17 protein-coding genes are annotated in these 22,704 nt (G+C 35.5%); 14 read left to right on the top strand and 3 right to left on the bottom strand.

Annotated features, from left to right (window positions below):
- Nucleotides 1–4 precede the first annotated feature (4 nt).
- The 14 genes from ACFQ13_RS08440 (at nucleotide 5) to ACFQ13_RS08505 (ending at nucleotide 20,462) form a co-directional block, all read left to right on the top strand.
- The gene (locus tag ACFQ13_RS08440; RefSeq protein ID WP_386116185.1) at nucleotides 5–1,051 is read left to right on the top strand and encodes an efflux RND transporter periplasmic adaptor subunit; all 1,047 of its coding nucleotides are present in this window, start codon (nucleotides 5–7) and stop codon (nucleotides 1,049–1,051) included.
- Nucleotides 1,052–1,054: 3 nt separating this feature from the next.
- Complete coding sequence (locus tag ACFQ13_RS08445) at nucleotides 1,055–4,159, top strand: efflux RND transporter permease subunit (RefSeq protein ID WP_386116188.1); 3,105 nt, start codon at nucleotides 1,055–1,057, stop codon at nucleotides 4,157–4,159.
- Nucleotides 4,160–4,163: 4 nt separating this feature from the next.
- On the top strand, nucleotides 4,164–5,492 hold the full coding sequence (locus tag ACFQ13_RS08450) for a TolC family protein (RefSeq protein WP_386116189.1): 1,329 nt from the start codon (nucleotides 4,164–4,166) through the stop codon (nucleotides 5,490–5,492).
- Nucleotides 5,493–5,796: 304 nt separating this feature from the next.
- Nucleotides 5,797–8,004 carry a RelA/SpoT family protein gene (locus ACFQ13_RS08455; RefSeq protein ID WP_386116191.1) on the top strand — a complete coding sequence of 736 codons (2,208 nt, stop codon included), beginning with the start codon at nucleotides 5,797–5,799 and terminating at the stop codon, nucleotides 8,002–8,004.
- A gap of 102 nt (nucleotides 8,005–8,106) precedes the next feature.
- The gene (locus ACFQ13_RS08460; protein WP_386116194.1) at nucleotides 8,107–8,559 is read left to right on the top strand and encodes a Fur family transcriptional regulator; all 453 of its coding nucleotides are present in this window, start codon (nucleotides 8,107–8,109) and stop codon (nucleotides 8,557–8,559) included.
- Nucleotides 8,560–8,570: 11 nt separating this feature from the next.
- Nucleotides 8,571–9,851 (top strand): adenylosuccinate synthase, encoded by a 1,281-nt coding sequence (locus tag ACFQ13_RS08465; protein WP_114308910.1) that lies wholly within the window; start codon nucleotides 8,571–8,573, stop codon nucleotides 9,849–9,851.
- 201 nt (nucleotides 9,852–10,052) lie between these two features.
- Nucleotides 10,053–11,849 (top strand): OstA-like protein, encoded by a 1,797-nt coding sequence (locus ACFQ13_RS08470; RefSeq protein ID WP_386116196.1) that lies wholly within the window; start codon nucleotides 10,053–10,055, stop codon nucleotides 11,847–11,849.
- On the top strand, nucleotides 11,850–13,025 hold the full coding sequence (locus tag ACFQ13_RS08475; RefSeq protein ID WP_386116198.1) for an aspartate aminotransferase family protein: 1,176 nt from the start codon (nucleotides 11,850–11,852) through the stop codon (nucleotides 13,023–13,025).
- A gap of 160 nt (nucleotides 13,026–13,185) precedes the next feature.
- On the top strand, nucleotides 13,186–14,592 hold the full coding sequence (locus tag ACFQ13_RS08480) for a tetratricopeptide repeat protein (RefSeq protein ID WP_386116201.1): 1,407 nt from the start codon (nucleotides 13,186–13,188) through the stop codon (nucleotides 14,590–14,592).
- Nucleotides 14,593–14,634: 42 nt separating this feature from the next.
- A complete protein-coding gene (locus ACFQ13_RS08485) occupies nucleotides 14,635–15,603 on the top strand; it encodes a DUF368 domain-containing protein (protein ID WP_386116203.1) in 969 nt (322 codons plus the stop codon).
- Nucleotides 15,603–16,625 (top strand): DUF368 domain-containing protein, encoded by a 1,023-nt coding sequence (locus ACFQ13_RS08490; RefSeq protein ID WP_386116206.1) that lies wholly within the window; start codon nucleotides 15,603–15,605, stop codon nucleotides 16,623–16,625. The genes ACFQ13_RS08485 and ACFQ13_RS08490 overlap by 1 nt, the downstream gene beginning before the upstream one ends.
- Nucleotides 16,591–17,355 carry a shikimate dehydrogenase family protein gene (locus tag ACFQ13_RS08495; protein ID WP_386116208.1) on the top strand — a complete coding sequence of 255 codons (765 nt, stop codon included), beginning with the start codon at nucleotides 16,591–16,593 and terminating at the stop codon, nucleotides 17,353–17,355. Before ACFQ13_RS08490 ends, ACFQ13_RS08495 begins: the two co-directional genes overlap by 35 nt.
- A gap of 81 nt (nucleotides 17,356–17,436) precedes the next feature.
- Nucleotides 17,437–19,410, top strand: a complete 1,974-nt coding sequence (locus ACFQ13_RS08500; protein WP_386116210.1) for a DUF349 domain-containing protein — start codon at nucleotides 17,437–17,439, stop codon at nucleotides 19,408–19,410.
- 176 nt (nucleotides 19,411–19,586) lie between these two features.
- A complete protein-coding gene (locus tag ACFQ13_RS08505) occupies nucleotides 19,587–20,462 on the top strand; it encodes a T9SS type A sorting domain-containing protein (RefSeq protein ID WP_386116212.1) in 876 nt (291 codons plus the stop codon).
- Nucleotides 20,463–20,864: 402 nt separating this feature from the next.
- On the opposite strand, the gene mazG is transcribed toward ACFQ13_RS08505, so the two are convergent.
- From mazG to def, 3 genes are read right to left on the bottom strand one after another with little or no spacing between them, the layout of a single operon-like run.
- On the bottom strand, nucleotides 20,865–21,638 hold the full coding sequence (gene mazG, locus ACFQ13_RS08510; protein ID WP_386116214.1) for a nucleoside triphosphate pyrophosphohydrolase: 774 nt from the start codon (nucleotides 21,636–21,638) through the stop codon (nucleotides 20,865–20,867).
- Between the two features lie 2 nt (nucleotides 21,639–21,640).
- Entirely contained in the window at nucleotides 21,641–22,069 is a 429-nt protein-coding gene (locus tag ACFQ13_RS08515; protein ID WP_114308900.1) for a DUF5606 family protein, read from the bottom strand.
- 10 nt (nucleotides 22,070–22,079) lie between these two features.
- Entirely contained in the window at nucleotides 22,080–22,670 is a 591-nt protein-coding gene (gene def / locus ACFQ13_RS08520; protein ID WP_386116217.1) for a peptide deformylase, read from the bottom strand.
- Nucleotides 22,671–22,704: the final 34 nt, after the last annotated feature.

The raw sequence follows: 22,704 nt of genomic DNA on the forward strand, positions 1-22,704 counted from the left end.
AAAAATGATGAATAAACATTTTTTATACAGCATTCTCTTAGGGCTGATTATAGTTTCTTGTGGAGAAAAGAAAACAGAAAAATTAATTAACCCTATTGCCGTAAAGGTTTTAAATATCACCCAAAATAATGGTGTTGATGGTCAGTCAGAAAAATTCCCAGGGATTATTAAACCTATTAAAACTACAACTATTAGTTTTCAAGTGGCCGGAGATATTACAGAATTACCGGTTAGTTTGGGCGATTATGTAAAAAAAGGACAGCTTATCGCAGCTATAGATCCTTCTCTATACCAAGCACAGTTTAACGCTAACAAAGCACAGGCCAATCTTGCTAAAGAAAATTTTGAAAGAATAAATAATGTGTTTCAAAAAGGGAGTATTGCCGAAATAAGAATGATTGAAGCAAAATCGAATTACGAACAAGCCCAATCGGCCTTAAATGCGGCGAGCAAAAATTTAAACCACACCAATTTAACAGCACCTTTTAGCGGGTACATTAGCCATAAATTTATGGAATCTGGCCATGTGGCTTCTCCAGGAATGCCGGTTGTAGAATTGATAGATTTAAGTAAAGTACAAGCCATCATTTCATTATCTGACCAAGAAGTCAATCACTATAAAACAGGTAGCGAAGCTAGTATTTACGTGCCCACTTTAGACCAAACATTTTCTGGAAGCTTAACCGAAATCGCCGTACAATCTGAAAGTCGAACTCCTGTTTATACCGCTAAAATAACTGTTAATAATCCTGACTTCCTTTTAAAACCAGGAATGACCTGTACTAATGTTATAGAAAATACAGCAAACAAAGCCACAACACAGAATTTTAAACTTCCTGTTGATGTGGTGTCTTTAAGCAACGAAGGGCAAAACTTTGTATATGTTGTAAATACTGAAAACAATACAGCACAACGCAAAATCGTAGAAATTGGTAAACTTTATAACGATGGTATTGAAATAAAAAACGGCCTTACTAAGGGCGATAAAGTCATTATTTCTGGTTATCACAAATTAACCAACAATACACCCATTAAAATTTTAATGCAATAAAACATGAAACAGAAAGGTTCACTTATTGAATGGGGAATGAAAAACACCGCCTTCCCTGTAGCGCTCGCTGTGGTGTTTTTTTGTATTGGTATTTTAGGCCTCGTTAACATGTCTAGAAACGAGTTTCCAGATTTCACCATACGCACTGGTCTTGTAGTAGGTGTTTATCCTGGTGCAAGTGCTGAAGAAGTTGAAGCGCAACTTACCTCAAAATTAGAAGAATATTTATTTAGCTTTAATGAAATAGACAAAGCAAAAACGTACTCGTATTCGCAAGAAGGGATGAGCTATGTTTATGTTGAAATTGCAAGTCGAATTGATAAAGATGAAACGCAACAATTTTGGAACAGATTAAAAAACGATTTATTTGTTTTTCAACAAACCTCCTTACCCCCCGAAGTTAGAGGTGTTATAGTCAACAGCGATTTTGGAAATACTGCGGCCATGATTCTATCGGTAGAATCTAAAGACAGACCGTATAAAGATCTACAACTGCATGCCGAAGAAATTATAGACGTTTTACGAGGCATAGAAGAAATGGCTAAAATCAGCTATTCAGGGAGTATCAAAGAACAAATTGCAGTATATGTAGACCAAAATAAACTCGCTGAATATGCCATAAGTCCGGGGATATTAATGCAAAGTTTAAATGCTCAAGGCGCTATTAATGCTGCTGGAGATTTAGAATCGGAATCCATAGATTACCCTATTCATATTAATCCTTCATTTAATAATATCGCAGATATTTCGCAACACATTATTACTTCAGATCACAACGGAAATGTGGTTAGAGTAAGCGATATTGCCGAAGTAAAACGCGAATACAACGATCCGGATTCTTATATTCAAAGTAATGGCACAAGAAGTATTATTATTACTTTAGAAATGGCCAAAGGCAACAATATTGTACAATTTGGTGATGAAATTGAAGAGCATTTAGCCCAATTAAAAGAAGACTTACCGCAAGACATTAATATTAATGTTATTGCCGACCAACCCGAAGCTGTAAACCATTCTATAGCGCATTTTATGAAAGAGTTTGGTTACGCTCTTATGGGCGTTATATTAGTATGTATGTTGCTACTCCCCTTTCGTGTAGCTTCATTAGCCGCCGCAACCATACCCATTACTATTGCCTCAACATTGGCCGTCATGTATTTGTTAAATATGGAGCTCAACACGGTTACGTTAGCTGCTCTAATTGTGGTTTTAGGTATTGTGGTAGACGACCCCATTGTGGTTATTGATAATTATATTGAAAAATTAGACGAAGGAAAATCACGTTGGAACGCCGCCTTAGAAAGTGCTACCGAATTATTTCCATCTGTATTCACCGCTACCTTAGCGATTTCGGCAACCTTTTTCCCACTTATGTTTTTTATGAGCGGAACGGCAAAAGACTTTTTAAGCACATTTCCTTGGACCATATCTATAGCGTTATTCCTCTCGCTAACAATTTCAGTTTTATTGGTACCGCATTTAAATACCGTTTTTATAAAAAAAGGACTTCAATCTGGTAAAAAAGAAGGGGAAGAACATAAAAAATCGATGCTAGATCGTATTCAAAACTTCTTTAACAACAGCGTAAACAGCGCTATGAAACATTACCGTATTACAGTTATAGCCGGTGTGATTTCTATTGTTTTAGGTTTGTTTCTATTTTCAAATGTTAGTCAGGAGTTATTCCCAATAGTAGAAAGAAATCAATTTGCAGTTGAAGTCAACCTCAATAAATCCAGTAATCTAGAGGAAACCGCTGAGGTTGTAAATGAATTTGAAAAGATCTTAGCAAATGACGAACGCGTGGTCAACTACACCAGTTTTATAGGGGAAAGTTCACCGCGATTCCATATGGTTTATGCCCCTAATTTACCAGCAAAAAACTATGCGCAAATTCTTGTAACAACAACGTCTAATGACGCAACTGAAGAGGTTTTAAGGGAGTACGACCAAAAATACGCCAACCTATTTCCGAATGCGTATTTACGAATGAAGCAATTAAACATGGTAGGGAAACCTGCACCTATAGAAATTAAATTATATGGTGATGATATTGCTGAAATTAAAGCCTATGGCGATTCTATTATAAACTTAGCCCGACAAACTCCACAAACCATTTGGTCTAGAACAGATTTTGGCGAGGTTTATAACAAAGTTGGTATTAAATTAAAAGAACAACAACTGGCCCAAGCGGGTTTAACTAAGCAAGATGTTGCCAACACCATTGCAATGCATACTGAAGGCTTATTGGCCACACAAATTTATGATGCCAATTATGCCATAAACGTAAAAGTAAAGTCTAATACGGATAAAGCCGAAACCATATCGGCACTCAACCAACTTTCCATAATTGTACCGTCTACAGGCAAAAACATTCCTTTAAATCAAGTGGCAGAAATTAAAGCCAATTGGGGCCAAGAGCGTATTGTTAGGCAAAACGGTATGCGTTGTTTAACCGTAAGAGTCGATATTGAAAAAGGAGCAGTTGCCAATGTGGTTTTGGAAAAAATTAAACCAAAATTAGAAGAGCTCCATATACCCGAACACATTAAGGTAGATTATGGCGGTGAATTTGAAATGGCTCAGGAAAACCTTTTACCTATGGGGATTTCCTTATTAGTTAGTGTTGTTTTAATTGTGTTGATTCTTATTTGGCATTTTAAATCGTTTAAACATGCACTTTTAAGTTTTATAACCATGCCCTTAAGTATTTTAGGCGCTGCACTTGGGTTACTTTTAATGCAATATCCGTTTGGTTTCACGTCATTCTTGGGAATTCTAGCCTTATGTGGAATTGTGGTACGAAACGGGATCATTTTAATTGACTATGCCGATGAGCTTCATCTGCATCACGGTAAAACATTTAAAGAAGCCGCTATTTTATCTGCAGAACGCAGAATGCGACCTATCTTTTTAACTTCTGCAGCTGCAGCGGTTGGGGTAACCCCAATGATTATTAGTCGTTCCAGCCTTTGGGGACCACTAGGGACAGTCATCGCCTTTGGATTACTCGTTTCAATGGTGCTCACACTATACGTTTTACCAATTTTATACTGGTTATTTTTTAGAGCAGATGAAGATAAAACAGAACAAGATCAAAATATTTAAAATCATGATGAACACTTATAAATCAGCATATTTTACAGCCAGCTTTTTTATTCTTTTCCTGTTAGGCATCACAAGCGCAAATGCACAAGAGAAAACATTACAACTCGAGGATTTAAAAAAGAAAGCGCTTCAATATAGTAGAAGCATAAAAAACGATTCCCTTTTAATAAAAAGAGCCGAATTTGTAAAGCAAGAAGCGTTTCATAATTATTTTCCTGAGGTATCAGCAAGTGCCTTTGCCGTTCAGGCATTTGATTATTTAGTTCCTGAAATCCCGGTCTACCTGCCAAATGGGATAGAAAACTTATATACCGTAAGTGCTGCAGCAACACAAGCGGTTTATGCGGGTGGTAAAATAAGAATTGGCAATAAACTTGCTCAATTACAACTTGAAACCAGAAAAATAGGGCATGAAACGGCAGTGGATTCGGTAATGTTAAATACAGAATTAAAATTTTGGCAATTAATACAATTACAAGAGCAACAAAACGTATTAGCCGCCGGAAAAACTTATGTCAACGAGCTTTTAAAACAGCAACAAGACTTATTAGACGCCGGACTCATTTCAAAAAGTCAAATGCTACAGGTTAAGGTTGAAAAAAGTAATATTTTGACTAATGAATTAGAACTCTCTAACCTAAGAAAAATTGCCCTTTTAGATTTAGCCCTTTATGTAGGTATGCCCTTCGATACCACAATGGTCGCTACAAGTACAGTGACCAAAGACAATTTTTCAGCTTCCATTTTAAATGCTAATTTAAATATCGATTTGGCCAACAACAATCTTTATCAGTTATCACAAAAGCAAGTGAACGCAGCACAATTACAGGTTAAAAACGAAAAATCTAATTTGCTTCCAAAAGTTGCGGTGGGAATTAATGTCGCCAAAGCAGGGACCTTTAATGACGCTTTTAATATGGATATTCAACCCATTGCTTTTGGTACGCTAACCTTACCTATTTCTGCATTTTGGGGCAAAGAAAAAAAGCGAATTCAACAAAGAGAAATAGACTTAAAAATAGCAGAAAATAAGTTATTGGATGTTGAAGATCAACTAACAAAATACATCACTAAAAATTGGTACGATTTACAAACAACCAATAAACGCATACAATTTGCTAAGGATAAACTCAATTTTGCTACCGAAAATTTAGAAGCCCAACGTGACAATTACAACAACGGCTTAAATAATTTATCAGATTTATTAGACGCCAGACGAACTAAAGAAGAAGCTGACGCTGGTTTAGTAAATGCCATTGCCAACTATAAACAAAAAGAAGCCACCTATTTATACAGTATTAATCAAATAGATATTCCGGCTTTAGATAAATAGCACCGTTAAAACCAAGACAAAGGCTATAACACCGTATGACTTTCACGGTTTTATAGCCTTTTTTATTTTTTAAAATCTTCATAAAAAACTGTGATAGTTCTAATCTATCCGTAAGACCTATATAAATGCTAAAACGGCACATCAACATATTAGACAATAAGATCATTATGAATAAATTAGGTTCTATATTAAATAATGAATTTATAAAATCTAAATTCTGAAAACCGTCACCTTTTATAAAACTTCGCTAATTCTCTAAAAAAACACATTGTTTATATCATAGACTTTGTTTATTTTAGTTCTTATGACAGATGAAGCTATAGAAAAAGAGAATAAAGCCATCGCGAAAGCGTACAAAGACTTACTTAAAGTCAGTTATCAGACCTTAACCGATGACGACAAAAAGTTAATACGCCACGCCTTTGATGTGGCCGTCGATGCCCATAAAGACCAACGTCGTAAATCTGGGGAAGCTTATATTTTCCACCCTATTGCCGTAGCACGTATTGTGGCTAAGGAAATTGGGATGGATGCCACTTCTATTGCCGCTGCTTTGCTTCATGATGTTGTAGAAGACAACCCTGAATACACCATTGATGATATGGAGCAACTCTTTGGAGAAACAGTTGCTAGAATTGTTGATGGACTTACTAAAATATCATCGCTAAAAAAAGACATGGACGTGTCACTACAAGCGGAGAATTTTAGAAAAATGCTCTTAACGCTGAATGATGATGTTAGGGTTATTATTATAAAAATCGCAGACCGTTTGCACAATATGCAGACCATGGATTCTATGCGATCTGATAAACAAGTTAAAATTGCTTCTGAAACCCTTTATATCTACGCCCCATTGGCGCATAGAATTGGGCTTTACAATATTAAAACAGAACTCGAAGATTTAGGTTTAAAATATACCGAACCTGAAGTTTATAACGACATCCTCGGAAAAATTGAAGATAGTAAGGAAGATCAAGATGCCTATATCAAAGCCTTTTCTAAGGTTATTGAAGACTCCTTAAATACAGAAGGGCTTAACTATGAAATTAAGGGACGCCCAAAGTCAATTTTCAGTATTAGACGTAAAATGCTTAAACAAGGTGTTTCTTTTGATGAAGTCTATGATAAATTTGCCGTTCGAATTATTTATAAATCGGATCTGGCCAATGAAAAATTCTTGGCATGGAAAATCTATTCCATCGTTACCGACCACTTTACCCCCAACCCTATTCGATTACGAGATTGGATTTCCTCTCCTAAATCTACAGGATACGAAGCCTTACACATTACTGTTGTAGGTCCTAAAAGCCGTTGGGTAGAAGTACAAATCCGTAGCGAGCGGATGAATGAAATTGCAGAAAAAGGTTATGCCGCTCACTATAAATATAAAAATGCTGATGCTAAGGAAGACAACTTAGACATTTGGATTAATAGATTGCAAGAGGCTTTAGAGAACAATGAAGGCGATGCTGTAGACTTTGTAGAACAATTTAAGCTCAACCTTTATTCTAAGGAGATATTTGTATTCTCCCCTAAGGGCGATTTAAAATCCTTACCTAAAGGTGCAACACCACTCGATTTTGCTTTTGGTATTCACACCGAAGTCGGACTAAGAACACGTGGCGCTAAGGTTAATGGTAAATTAGTGCCCTTAAGTCATGAATTGCAAAGTGGCGACCGGGTAGAAATAATGACCTCTGATAATGCTAAACCTAATGTTAACTGGTTAGATTACGCCACAACGGCCCGTGCAAGAACCAAAATTAAATCGGCATTAAAAGAAGATACCAAACTCATTGCAGAAGAAGGAAAAGAAATTTTAAGACGAAAATTAAAACAACTTAAAATTAACCTTAACGAAAACTCGGTTAATGAATTGGTAAGCTACTTTAAACTCAACACCTCTTTAGATTTATTTTACCGTGTAGGAATTGGTACCATAGACAACCCTAAACTAAAGGCTTTTGCTGCCTCTAGAAGCAGTTCTTTTGTTAGTTATTTTAAAAATAAAATATACAAACCTAACGTCCCTAAGGATATTCATAAGGAGGAAATTACCTCTAAATACGACATGCTTGTATTTGGTAAAGAGGAAGAGAAATTGAATTACACCTTAGCCAATTGTTGTAATCCTATTCCTGGAGATAAAGTTTTTGGGTTCCTTACCATTAATGATGGTTTAAAGGTTCATAAAACCAATTGTCCTAATGCCCTAAGTTTACAATCTAATTACGCCTACAGAATTATGCAGGCCAAATGGATTGATTCTTCTCAGCAAGTGTACACCTCACAAATCATTTTATCGGGTATTGATAACATGGGACTGGTGAATGAAATTACAAGGCTTATTTCAGAAAATATGCATGTTAATATGAAGAGTATAAGCTTTTCTAGTGATGACGGAATCTTTACAGGAAAGATCACGGTACAGGTTAAAAATCAGACCATGCTCAAAAAATTAATTCATAATCTTAAAAAAATAAACGGAATTGACAAAGTCACCCGCGTTTAAATTATTATCAACTTTTAATTAAAACTTGTTCATTTCTTTCATTTTTATCCTAGAATTTATAATTCATTTCCTATAAAATTTGTGTAAATTTGCCCCTTAATTATGAATGCAACCACAGAAGAAAGTAACCAGGAAATTGTAAAACGTGTATTTACACAATTCCTTGAAGATAAAGGTCATAGAAAAACACCTGAGCGTTATGCTATACTTCAGGAAATTTACGATAACAAAGAACATTTTGATATTGAATCTTTATATATCAAAATGAAGAACAAAAACTATCGTGTTAGTAGAGCAACCCTCTACAATACTATAGAATTACTTTTAGAGTGTGCCTTAGTCAGAAAACACCAATTCGGAAAAAGTCAGGCACATTATGAAAAATCGTATTTTGATAAAAATCACGATCACGTAATTCTTACCGATACTGGCGAAGTCATAGAATTCTGTGACCCTCGCATTCAATCCATTAAGAAAACCATCGAAGAGGTTTTTGATATTCAGATAACAAATCATTCATTATATTTTTACGGAAATCGTAAAAAAGAAGACTAACTCAATTTAAAATGGCAGTAGATTTACTACTTGGATTACAGTGGGGAGATGAAGGCAAAGGAAAGATTGTCGATGTATTTACCTCTAATTACGACATAATTGCACGCTTTCAAGGTGGGCCAAACGCAGGACACACTTTAGTGTTTAATGGCAAAAAACATGTTTTACATACTATTCCATCTGGTATTTTTCATGAAGATAAAGTCAACCTCGTTGGTAATGGTGTTGTTATAGACCCCGTAATTTTCAAGAAAGAACTTGATAAACTTAACGAGCAAAACGTAGATTATAAAAAATCACTTTGTATTTCTCGTAAAGCGCATATCATTTTACCAACTCACCGTTTATTAGATGCGGCAAGTGAAGCCTCTAAAGGAAAAGCTAAAATTGGATCAACATTGAAAGGTATTGGCCCAACATACATGGATAAAACCGGAAGAAACGGAATTCGTGTTGGTGATATTGAATTAGCAGATTGGAAAGACAAATATAGAGCCCTAGCAGATAAGCACGAGGCAATGATTGCGTTTTACAATGCCGATATAGAATACGATCTTAAAGAATTAGAAGCTGATTTCTTTGAAGCTATAGAGACTTTAAAATCTTTAACTTTTATTGATTCCGAAGAATACATCCACCAAGCACAACAATCTAATAAAACGATTTTAGCTGAAGGTGCTCAAGGATCTTTATTAGATATTGACTTCGGAACCTATCCGTTTGTAACCTCTTCTAATACTACAGCCGCAGGTGCTTGTACAGGTTTAGGTGTGGCTCCAAATCAAATTGGTGAAGTTTTTGGAATCTTCAAAGCGTATACAACACGTGTAGGATCAGGACCTTTCCCAACAGAATTATTTGATGAAGTTGGAGAAACAATGGGCCGTGTTGGTGCAGAATTTGGTGCAACTACCGGACGTTCTAGACGTTGTGGATGGTTAGACCTTGTAGCATTACGTTACGCTTGTCAGATTAATGGCGTTACCCAACTTATTATGATGAAAGGTGATGTACTTTCTGGTTTTGAAACTTTAAAAGTATGTACCGCATACAATTATAAAGGTGAAACCATCACGCATTTACCATATAATATAGAAGCAGAAAATGTATCTCCTGTCTATACTGAATTAAAAGGATGGGAAGCTGATTTAACAGGAATGACTGAAGCTTCAGAATTACCTGAAAACTTAAATAAGTATATTGAATTTCTAGAAGAAGAACTTCAACTTCCTATTACAATTGTTTCTGTAGGACCAGACCGTAAGCAAACTATTATACGCAAAACGGTTTAATACAGTCACTTTTTAAGTATTGGTTTTTTTGTAAAATAGCCACTAAGCGCTACAACGTTTAGTAGAAACTATTTTATAGGAAAACCAATATTTTTATCTAGCTAACAAGCTGCTAGACACTCACCTCTGTTTATAAAAAAACGTTAACACGTATAGAAGCCATTCTAATAAGTGTTATTTTGTCGAAAAAAAAATAGGCCTTTGAAACGTTTTAAAAATTTATTAGTTCTCATTTGTTTTGCCATTACCTTCTTGGGATTTGCTCAAGAAAAAAATCATATCACCATTAAATATGCCGGTCAATTATTTACCGACCCTGATATAGAAGCTGGTGCTAAGGTGTTTTTAAGAGACAAATCAAAACAGGTACACTTTATCCACGAAGGCATTAATATGTGGTGTGATAAAGCCATATACTATGAAGATCAAGATTTTATCGAAGCCTATAGTAATGTGGTAATGAAACAAGGCGACACCATAAATATGGTGGCCAAATATGTGGAGTATAGCGGCATATCACAACTGGCCTTTGCTAGTGGTGACGTGATATTAACCGAACCTCAGTCTACCTTAAAAACAGATACGCTTCATTTTGATAGAATAAAACAACAAGCCTATTACAATACCGGAGGTACGGTAGTCAGAGATACTTCAGGAACCATTACCAGTCAAATTGGGCGTTATTATATGAACGCCAGCAAGTATCAATTTGTAAAAGATGTGGTTCTTGTAAACCCGGAATACACTTTAAATACAGAGCGTCTAGATTTCTTTACCGAAAATGGACATGCTTACCTCTTTGGCCCTTCAACCATTGAAGGCGAAACAAGCACCGTGTACTGCGAACGTGGGTTTTACGACACCAATAATGATGTCGGGCATTTTCAACGTCGTGCTAAAATAGACTATGACCAAAGAACTGTAGAAGGCGATAGCCTCTATTTTGATCGGAATAAAAATTTTGCCTCCGCAAGTAATAATATTACCGTTACAGACACCATTAATAACAGTATTGTAAAAGGGCATTATGCCGAAGTTTGGCGTGCTCAAGATTCCATGTATATCACAAAACGTGCTTTGGCTATTACGGTACAAGAAAAGGATTCCATCTATATGCATGCGGATACCTTAATGGTCACCGGGAAGCCGGAACACCGCATTACACGCGCTTATAATAATGCTCGAATCTATAAGAGTGATTTAGCCGGAAAATCCGATTCTATTCATGTTGATCATAAATTAGGATTAACCCAAATGATTAACCTCAGTCGTTTTAACTCTGATGATACTTTTGCCATGCAACGTAAACCTGTGCTTTGGAACATTGGAAACCAAATGACAGGAGACACTATTCATCTTATTTCCAATCCTAAAACCGAGCAATTAGACTCTCTTAAGGTTTTTGAAAACGCCTTTTTAATTAATAAAGACACCATTAGCCCTGATGCTTTTAACCAAATAAAAGGGCAACGCTTAATTGGCTTATTTAAAAATAACGAGCTCTATAATGTAGATGTTATTAAAAATGCGGAAACTATTCGGTATTTAAGAAATGACGATACCGAATTAATAGGTATTCAAAAATCAAAATCAGGAAGTATCAATGTTAAGATCATGGATCAAGCCATAGAAGAGGTCCGATTTTTAAATCAGATTGATGGTAATATTTTTCCAGATTCTGAATTTCCTAAAAGTGGAAGAAAATTTAGAGGTTTCGATTGGCGTGGTGAAGAACAACCGCTATCGGTTGAAGATCTATTTAAAGACGATCCTCCTTTAGAACTTCCTATTATTAAAGGACTTGAAGACTATGTGCCACCTGAAGAATTTATAGATGATGCGGTGACTGAACGGGTTGAAGAGGCTGGGAAAGAAACCCCACAAAAAGCCAATAAAGCCGCACGAAATTTACCAAAGTCAACAAACGTAACCCCTTTAAAATCGCCGTCTAAAACTCCAACACCACTAAAAAGTACAACAACAAAAGCGGAGAAGTAATTGAAAGAAGCATTTTTTAAATATCAAGCACAAACCACACCCCATCCTCTAGCGATGGAGATTAGCCATGCCCAAGGGTCATATATCTATGACACCAACAACAAGGCTTATCTCGATTTTGTTGCGGGTGTATCGGCCTGCAGTTTAGGACATTCGCACCCTAAAGTAGTTGCCGCCATAAAAAATCAAGTGGACCAATATTTACATGTTATGGTGTATGGGGAATACATCCAAACGCCTGCTGTAGCTTTATCGCAATATCTAGCAGCGCACTTACCTGCTCCGCTAGAGGTTACGTATTTGGTTAATTCTGGAACGGAAGCTATAGAAGGAAGCATTAAGTTAGCACGCCGATTTACCGGACGTTCAGAAATTATTTCGGCTCACCAAGCCTATCATGGGAATACCATGGGGTCGCTTAGTCTTATGGATTATGAAGAACGCAAAACACCCTTTTTGCCCTTAATTCCAGATATTAAACATATTCATTATAACCTTGAGGACGATTTAAACAAAATAACTACAGCAACAGCCGCAGTTATTTTAGAAACTATACAAGGTGGTGCAGGTTTTATAGAACCCACGGACAATTATCTCGCTAAAGTTCAACAGCGCTGTAATGCTGTTGGCGCCCTTTTAATTCTCGATGAAATTCAACCCGGAATTGGACGAACAGGTAAACTCTTCGGTTTTGAACATTACAATTGCCAACCCGATATTGTGGTTACCGGTAAAGGTTTAGGCGGAGGCTTACCCATAGGTGCTTTTACCGCTTCTAAAACCATGATGGACAGCTTAAGCGACAATCCAAAATTAGGTCATATTACCACCTTTGGAGGCAACCCCGTAATTGCCGCTGCCGCATTAGCGACCTTAAAAGAAATTACCGAATCTAATTTAATGGCAGAAGCCTTAGAAAAAGAAAAACTTATAAGACAACACCTTCAACATAAACATATTAAAGAGATCCGAGGACGTGGATTAATGTTGGCTGCAATCACCGAAAATGCAGACATTACCAACACGGTTATTCTTCAAGCGCAAGAGCAAGGATTAATCCTATTTTGGTTACTTTTTGAACCAAGAGCCATAAGAATTACCCCTCCATTAACCATTTCTAATGCCGAAATCATTAAAGGATGCCTTTTAATAACCTCAATTTTAGATCAAATTTAAAGCTTAAAAACAGGCCTTAACCCACTAATTACAAAGCCTTAAAGCACAATACACGCCACACTATTAGAATGTTAATTAATTTGTTAAGAACATTCATCACAAAATGAAGCCGGCGTAAACTATAGCTGTATTTTTATTTCAGTGATTTATTAAACCATATATGCAATATAGTCAAGAAGACGAAAATTTCCCTCTTACTCGATTTGAATCGATGTTAAAGACAAATAATATTTTGTTCTTTGACTCTAACGAGTTCGAGAATATCATACACCATTACTTAGAAAATGGTAAGATTTCACTAGCTAAACGCGCCATTAAATTAGGTTTAGAGCAGCATCCTAGCTCGGTAAACCTAAAATTATTTCAAGTAGAACTTTTCATTTTAGAAAATAAATTTGACGAGGCTGATGAACTTTTAGATCACCTTCATAATTTAGAACCTACAAACGAAGAAATCTTTATACAAAAGGCTAATGTGCTCTCTAAACAAGATCAACATCAAAAAGCCATTAACACCTTGCTTATTGCCATAGATCTGTCTAAAACACCTGAGGACGATGCCGATTTGTACGCCCTCGTTGGGATGGAATATCTGTTTTTAGACCAGTTTGAAAATGCCATAATCTTTTTTAAAAAATGTTTAGAAAACGATTCTACAGACTATTCTGCCTTACATAATATTGTGTATTGCTATGATTTTTTAGATCAGCATGTAGAAGCCATAGAATACCTTAACGAATATCTTAATACCAACCCGTATTGCGAAGTAGCTTGGCATCAACTTGGCCGACAGTATTACACCATAAAAGACTATGTAAAGGCTGGGGCTGCATTTGATTTTGCTATTATTTCTGATGATACTTTTGTTGGCGCCTATATTGAAAAAGGAAAGGTTTTAGAGAAACTTAAGGAGTACGAAGAGGCCATTGAAAATTACCGAATAACACTTGCTTTAGAAGACCCAACGTCTTTTGCATTACTTCGTATAGGCGAATGTTACGCTAAATTAAATCAAGATGATTTAGCCATCCAATTTTTCAAACAAACCATTAATGAAGATCCTTTATTAGACAAAGGTTGGATTGCGATTTCTAAATTCTATATGAAAAGGCTTAACTACCAAAAAGCCTTACATTACATTGATAAAGCCATTGTTATAGATGGTAATAATGTAGCCTTTTGGAAATTATACGCTACAGTAAACAAACGTTTAAATCATCTTGAAGAAGCTGAACGCGGCTACAAAAGAGCTTTAGATTTAGGCAATTTTGAGTTGGATACTTGGCTTAATAGAGCCGATGTTCTCACCACTTTAGGCGACTATAAAGCGGCGATATTAAATCTTCTTCAGGGTTCAGAGTTTTATCCAGAAAATGCTGAAGTCGAATACCGATTGGCGGGATTATATTTTACGGTACATCAATTTGAAGAAGGGCGTTTTCATTTAAAAAACGCTACAGAACTCAATATTGATTATCATTTTATTATCTCAGAATTATTTCCAAAACTTATAGAGCGCCCAATGATACAATCTATAATTTCAGACGCTAAAAAGACTTCTAACTAAAAGAAAATAATCATACCTTAGCAGTTCATATTTAATAGTGGAATGCAGAGAAGATTTTTAGATTATTTAGTCATTACTTTTAAAGGTATTGCTATGGGAGCGGCAGATGTCGTTCCTGGCGTATCCGGAGGAACCATAGCGTTTATATCAGGTATTTATGAAGAACTCATAGAAAGTATTGACAAAGTAAATCTCGGACTCTTTAAAACTTGGAAACAAGAAGGCTTTAAAGCCGCATGGAATTCCTTTAATGGTCCGTTTTTAATGGCGCTTTTCTCAGGAATTGCCATTAGTATTTTATCCTTAGCCAAAATCATCAAATGGCTATTACACAACGAACCTGTTTTACTTTGGTCCTTCTTTTTTGGTCTTGTGCTTGCCAGTATTCTTTACATCGCAAAACAAATAAAAGGTTGGTCTGTAAAATTAGTGATTGCCATTATTATCACCTCTGTTTTATCGTATTACATCACTTTAGCAGAACCTTTTGCTTCACCAGATAGTCCTTTTTACCTTTTATTTTGTGGTTTTATTGCCATCATAGCCATGATATTACCGGGCGTTTCAGGAGCGTTTATTCTTCTTATTTTAGGTGCTTATCAAACGGCTATAGACACCATTAATAATCTAAGAGACGGACTTCTTACAGGAAATATGGAACTTTTTAAAGATGCCTTTATCAACTTTATCCTCTTAGCTGTTGGCGCTGTCGTTGGACTTAAAGTATTTTCAAAAGCATTAAATTGGATGTTTAAACATCATAAAAATCTTACCCTAGCCATCTTAACAGGGTTTATGATTGGGTCTTTAAATAAACTTTGGCCTTGGAAACAAGTCTTAAAAACACGTGTTAATTCGGAAGGCGAGATCGTAACACTATTAGATAAAAGTATTCTTCCTAACGCCTATGAAGGCGATAGTCAACTCTTAATGGCCACCCTATTTATTATCTTTGGTTTTGCCCTCATCCTTATTTTAGAAGGTTTAGGCAAACAAAAAAATAAGGTATAATGCAAAGTACCAGAACCCTTACAGATCGCGTTTTTTTGGTCATTAAAGGTTTGGCCATGGGTGCGGCAAATAAAGTCCCTGGTGTTTCTGGTGGCGTCGTTGCCTTTGTCGCTGGGTTTTACGAAGAGTTTATTTATTCCCTACAACGGGTTAATAAAAAGGCTTTTAAACTCCTTATTAACTTTAGATTTAAAAGCTTCTATCAATACATCAATGGTAAATTTTTAAGCTTACTGTTCTTAGGAATGATTGTAAGTTACTTCAGTGTTTCTAAATTATTAGATTACCTCATTGTCCATTATGAACTTTATGTGTGGAGTACTTTCTTCGGAATGATTTTAGGTTCCATTTATTACCTCAGTAAAGATTTTAAAAAATGGAACAAAACCACCATAACCGCCCTTATCCTTGGGGTCATTGCCGGGGTTAGCATCAGTTTTTTAGACCCCGCACGAGAGAACGATAACCTTTGGTTTGTTTTTTTCTGTGGCATTATCAGTGTCTCAGGGATGACCTTACCTGGCTTTTCAGGTTCATTTATACTTATTCTTTTGGGCAATTACGTCTTACTCTTGGTAGATTCCGTTAATGCCCTATACGATACCATCATAGAAATGGTTCAAGGTAATTTTGAGTTTATAAACAATCCGCTTCGTATTAAAATGTTACAAGTATTAAGTATTTTTACTTTAGGATCTGTTACGGGCTTAGTGACCTTTTCGCACATTCTTAACTACATTTTAAAACATTATAAGTTTATAACTTTAGCCACCATAATGGGCTTTATTATTGGATCTCTAGGTGTTGTTTGGCCATGGAAAGCCACCATTTACAAAACGGCAGCTGACGGCTCGGTACGTTTAGATTCCGCTGGAAGACAAATTATTAGTAATTACCGTCGTTATTTCCCGGAACTGAACAGTGAAACTTATATTGCAATTGCTTATATTGCTCTAGGAATCCTTATAGTTTTAGGATTAGAATGGTATGGAAAACACACAAGACAACATCACAGCGCATAAATTTGGACTTTTAGGTAGAGATATCTCCTACTCCTTTTCGAGAGGGTATTTTGCTGAAAAATTTAAGAACGAAAATTTACCGCACAGCTATGTCAATTTTGATTTACCCAATATTGACGCCTTTAAGGGCGTAATTGCCAATACTCCAAATATCAAAGGCATAAATGTTACAATACCTTATAAGGAAGAAGTGATGCCTTTATTAGACGAGCTAAACGAAACTGCAAAAAAAATAGGCGCTGTTAATACCATTAAGATTACAAAAGAAAATAAACTTGTGGGATATAACACCGATTATTACGGCTTTAAAAATTCATTAGAACCACATTTAAAACCACATCACACCCAAGCGATTATCTTAGGGACTGGAGGAGCTTCTAAAGCCATCGCCTATGCTTTAGAACAATTAAATATCGCCTATAGTTATGTTTCTAGAACTCAAAAAGAAGGGGTTCGTTACACCTATAACGATCTTACGGAAGCCATACTTGATCAACATAAAATTATAATTAACTGTACGCCTATTGGCACATTTCCTAAGGTAGAGCAATGTCCTAAGCTACCTTATGACGGACTTACAGCAGAGCATATCTTATACGATTTAATTTACAATCCTATGCAAACCAAATTCTTAGACTTCGGAAAACAGAAAGGGGCCACCACAATTAATGGCTCTAAAATGCTAAGGTTACAAGCCGAGAAATCATGGGAAATCTGGAATATGGAATAATACATAACCTACACAGCATTTCCTTTGTAATTAGGCTGTGAGTTAGTATCTTTAACATCTTATTTTTAAATAAATTGACACATGTCTGAGAATGATAACCTGCAAGAAGCAGATGGAAAAAACGAAGTAGAATCAATTGAAACTGCTCCAACAACACCAACGGAAACTAAAACAGAAGCACAGGCTCCAGTAGAAAATACCGCTACGGTAACTGAGACTGAAACTTCGAATACCACGTCTGAAGCTGCGGCTCCTAAAGACGATTTAGTAGACGAAATAGAAGCTTCTAATGCAGAAGACGCCGAAGACGAATCTAATGCAGAGCGTCATGAGGTTGAAGAAAAAGACTACCACGCCATGTCTATGGACGAGTTGGTTGCTGAAACAAGTCGACTTCTAGAAAATCATAAAGTTCAGACGATATCCAAGCATATCAATGAAATTAAAGCTGAATTTAATGCAAAGTTTAGCGAACTTCTTGAAGAGAAAAAAGAAGAGTTCATTGAAGATGGTGGTAACGAAATAGACTTTTATTACACCAACGATACCAAAAAGAAATTTAGCGAACTTTATAAAACTTACAAGCAGAACATCAATGCTTATTATAAAGAACGCGAGCAAAATCTTCAGCATAACCTTGAAAACCGCTTGCAAATCATTGAGGACATCAAAGGTTTACTTAGTGTTGAAGAGAATATGGGAAGCACCTATAAGACCTTTAAAGATCTTCAAGAAAAATGGAGAAATGCAGGTCCAATACCAAGAGATAAATACAATAATGCTTGGAACAGCTACCACCACCATGTAGAGCGTTTTTACGATTTCTTACATCTCAACAATGATTTAAGAGACATGGACTTTAAGCATAACTATGATCAGAAATTAAAGATCATTGAGCGTGCTGAAGAATTAGCTGAAGACGATAATACCAACCGTTCATTTAGAGAATTACAGGCGTTACATAAGCTATGGAAAGAAGAATTGGGTCCTGTAGGCAAAGAACACCGTGAAGAAATTTGGGAACGCTTTAGTAAGGCGACCAAAGCTATTCATGACAAGCGCCAGGCTTACTTTGCAGATATGGATAAAGCTCATGAAAAAAACCTTGAGCGTAAAGAAGAAATCATTGCACAGATTGTTGCCATTTCAGAAAAGAAAAGTACCTCTCATAGTGCTTGGCAAAATAACATTAAGGAAATTGAAGCCTTACGAGATGCCTTCTTTAAAGCCGGAAAAGTACCTCTAAAGGTAAACGAAAGTACTTGGGCTAAATTTAAAAGTGCCGTTAGAACTTTTAACAGAGGAAAAAACAGCTTTTATAAAGCCTTAAAGAAAGATCAGTACGATAATCTTCAGAAGAAAAAAGATTTAATTGAAATTGCAGAAACGCATAAAGACAGTGACGATTTTGCAAAGGTGACGCCATTGATGAAGAAAATTCAGAATGAATGGAAAACCATTGGTCATGTGCCAAGACGTGATAGCGATAAAGTATGGAAACAGTTTAAAAAAGCATGTAACCATTACTTTGATAGAATGCACGCCGAACGTAAAGCTAAAGACCAACACCTATTTGAAGCTTTTGATAAAAAGGTAAAACTTTTAGAAGCGCTAAAAACCTTAGAACTTACTGAGGATCCTAAGGCTGATATAAAAACCTTACAAGACAAAATTGCCGAATGGAAAACCATTGGGTATGTGCCACAAAACAAACGTTATATTGATGGTAAATTCTATAAAGCCATTGATGATGCCTTTGATAAAGTGAAGATGGATAAATCTAAAGTTGAAATGATTAAGTTTGAAAGTAAACTTGAAAATTTAGCAGATCCTGAGGACACAAGATTATTAGATAACGAACAAAATTTTATCAGAAAAAGAATTGATGAAATTAAATCTGAAATCAATCAATTGGAAAACAACTTACAGTTTTTCTCTAATGTAAAATCAGATAATCCACTTGTAAAAGAAGTACATAAAAATATCGCTAAGCATAAAGCAGATTTAGAGACTTGGAAAACAAAATTAACCAAGGTTCGAGAAATGTATAGCTAAATAATTTATATAACCCTTCAACTATGGGCTTATGACCAATGTTTAATTGACTCATAAGCCTATTTTTTTTGTAATAACAGCATAAGTCCAATTTCAATCTAAGCCCTAATAGAAAAATTAGTCTTTTGCGACACCTATCAATATCAATCCACAATCACTTTAAACACTCTATTATTATGAGAAAACTTTTACCTTTTTTACTTTTATGCTTACCTACTATTCTTGTATCGCAAGTTGTATTAAATCAAGTTGATGACTTTGAAGATTATACAATGCGCAATTGGACCAAATCTAACACCATCCCAAATGAAAACATTTATGATGGTGGCCCTTTAGGCGATGACGATAATTTTTTACGTGTCACCTCTACCGGTTCTGGATCAGGACTTGAATTAATGACAAAAAATAATGCACAATGGAGAGGAAATTACTATCAAGGGAATCTCTCTAGCCGTGTAAAATATATTTCTATGGATGTTAGAAATTCAGGGAGCAATGTTATTTTTCTAAGGCTATCTTTCCAAACCGACTACGGACTAATTTACCAATGTAGCACCACCAATGCCATTGCTGTATTACCTAACGAAGGGTGGAAACGTATTTCCTTTTCTATACTCGATGAAAATATCACAGCGCTTTCAGACCCTTTTAATTATGCCGTTACTTTTGGTAGTGGAAGTCAAGGTGTAGAAGAAATGCGAATTTTACATAGTAGTGTTCCGTCTTGGGAATCTGAGCCTATAGAAGCCATCTTGGATATCGATAACATTATGGCTGAAAGTCAAACCTTAAGTACAGAAACTATTGCTGTAACACCGGAATTAAAAGTATTTCCTAATCCAAGCAGCAAAACCATTACCGTTATTAGTAATGAAAATGTTACGGAAGCTATTAGCTATAACATTATAGATACTTTAGGACGAATTGTAAAGGAAGGCCAGTCTAAATTAAATCAGGAGATCAATATTCAAGATCTTACAGCGGGTAATTATATTGTTGAAATTAAAAATGCGGATGGAGGAATCTTAAGAAAAAAAATAATTAAAAATTAAGTCCTAACATTTACATTTTTTTCCAATAGACTCTAGCCTAAACATATCAAAACCCATCTGTCTCCACAGATGGGTTTTGCCCTAACTAAACTAAATTAACCTTAATTATAACCGCTTAAAATAATAATTAAGATCTCCTACTAAGAGTATAAAAACGTATTAGGTTTTTATATAAAGTATTTACGTACAATATTTAGTTTTGGATGTTTCGTATTGAAAAAAAAATTATTTTTTTTATCCTTCCGATCTACAAAGGGGGTAGAACATAAAATACGAAGGAAAGACTCAACCATAAAACCCATAAAAAAAGGTTTAGGAAGTCCTATTTGATAAAAAAAATATAAGATTTTGGATTGTTATTTATAGACGCGAAAAGCCTAAAGCAAAAATTAGATCTAAACTTTAGAGCGATTTTGCCTCTTCCCAAAAGACGTCCATCTCTGATAGCGTCATATCTTTTAGCGATTTATTTAAAGATTTCGCTTTGCTTTCTAGATACTTAAAGCGTTTAATAAACTTTTTGTTGGTGCGCTCTAGGGCATTTTCAGGACTGATATTAAGAAAACGTGCGTAATTAATCATTGAAAACATGACGTCACCAAATTCGCTTTCAATAGCATCTTGGTCACCTTTTTCAACTTCAACGCGCAATTCTTCTAGCTCCTCCTCTACTTTCTCATAAACTTGTTCCGGAGTTTCCCAATCAAAACCAACACCTGCTACTTTTTCTTGTATACGGCTCGCTTTTACCATGGCTGGCAAACTTCTTGGTACGCCTTCTAAAACACTTGTTTTCCCCTCTTTTAACTTGAGTTGTTCCCAATTCCGCTTTACTTCAGCTTCATCTTTAACAACAACATCACCGTAGATATGAGGATGGCGATCTATAAGTTTATCGCAGATGCTATGACACACATCTGCGATATTAAAGGTTTTTGTTTCACTCGCAATTTTAGAGTAAAATACGATATGAAGTAACACATCACCCAATTCCTTTTTAACCTCTTCAAGATCTTGATCTAGAATGGCATCGCCTAACTCATAAACTTCTTCAATCGTTAAATGACGTAAGGTCTCCATAGTCTGTTTTTTATCCCAAGGACATTGCTCACGCAACTCGTCCATGATAATTAACAAACGCTCAAAGGCTTTTAATTGGGCTGTTTTATCAGACATCTTTATTCTTCTTCAGAAACGTCTTCAGTTTCTTTTACCGCTTCTAAATCTCCTAAAAGATCATTTTTTTGAAGTAAATTATACCACTGTATCACTTTTTTAATATCTGAAGGATACACACGGTCTTCATCATAATCAGGTAACACTTCAAAGAAAAACTCTTCTAAAGCATCTTTACCGTCTTTATGACTAATTTTTGTTGGTTCACCGTTTTCTTTCTCTTTAATTTTTCTAAGCACCTCTCTTAAAGGCACTTCTTCAGCTAAAGTATAAATAGCGATTTCACTAAGAATACTAATATTACTGTGTGCTCCCACAGTAATACGCTTGTTATCTACTAAAGATTCTACAACAGCACCAGTTCTTGTCTGTGCTACAATTTGGTATAAACCAGGTTTCCCTGATATGGATAAAATTTTGTCTAAACTCATATATATGTTATTAGCGTTTTTTGCTCATCGCAGGAAAACGCATTCTATAATCTATTTTTATCTTTCCTTTTGAAATGTTAGTCAGCTTTCCTTTAATCAATCGTTTTTTAAACGACGATAATTTATCTGTAAATAAAATTCCATCAATATGATCGTATTCATGCTGAATAACTCTAGCAATTAAGCCATCATATTCTTCCACATGGGTATCAAAATTTTCATCTTGATATTGAATTTTAATCTTTGGCTTTCTAAAAACGTCTTCTCTTACTTCTGGAATACTTAAACAACCTTCATTAAACGCCCATTCATCACCTTCTTCCTCTAAAATTTGAGCATTGATAAAGGTTTTCTTAAACGTCTTCATTTGTTCGCTTTCTGCTTCAGAAAGATCTTCATCATCTGCAAAAGGGCTTGTATCTACAAGAAATAAACGAATAGGCAAACCTATTTGAGGTGCCGCTAAACCAACACCGTACGCTCCATACATGGTTTCGTACATATTGTCTATAAGCTCATTTAATTTCGGATAATCTTTGTCAATTTCCTTAGCCTTCTTCTTTAAAACAGCATCGCCGTAGGCTACGATAGGTAAAATCATAATTCATTTATTTTCGGGTGCAAAAGTACCAAAT

Source organism: Winogradskyella rapida, from assembly GCF_042675845.1.
Taxonomy (GTDB): Bacteria; Bacteroidota; Bacteroidia; order Flavobacteriales; family Flavobacteriaceae; genus Winogradskyella; species Winogradskyella rapida.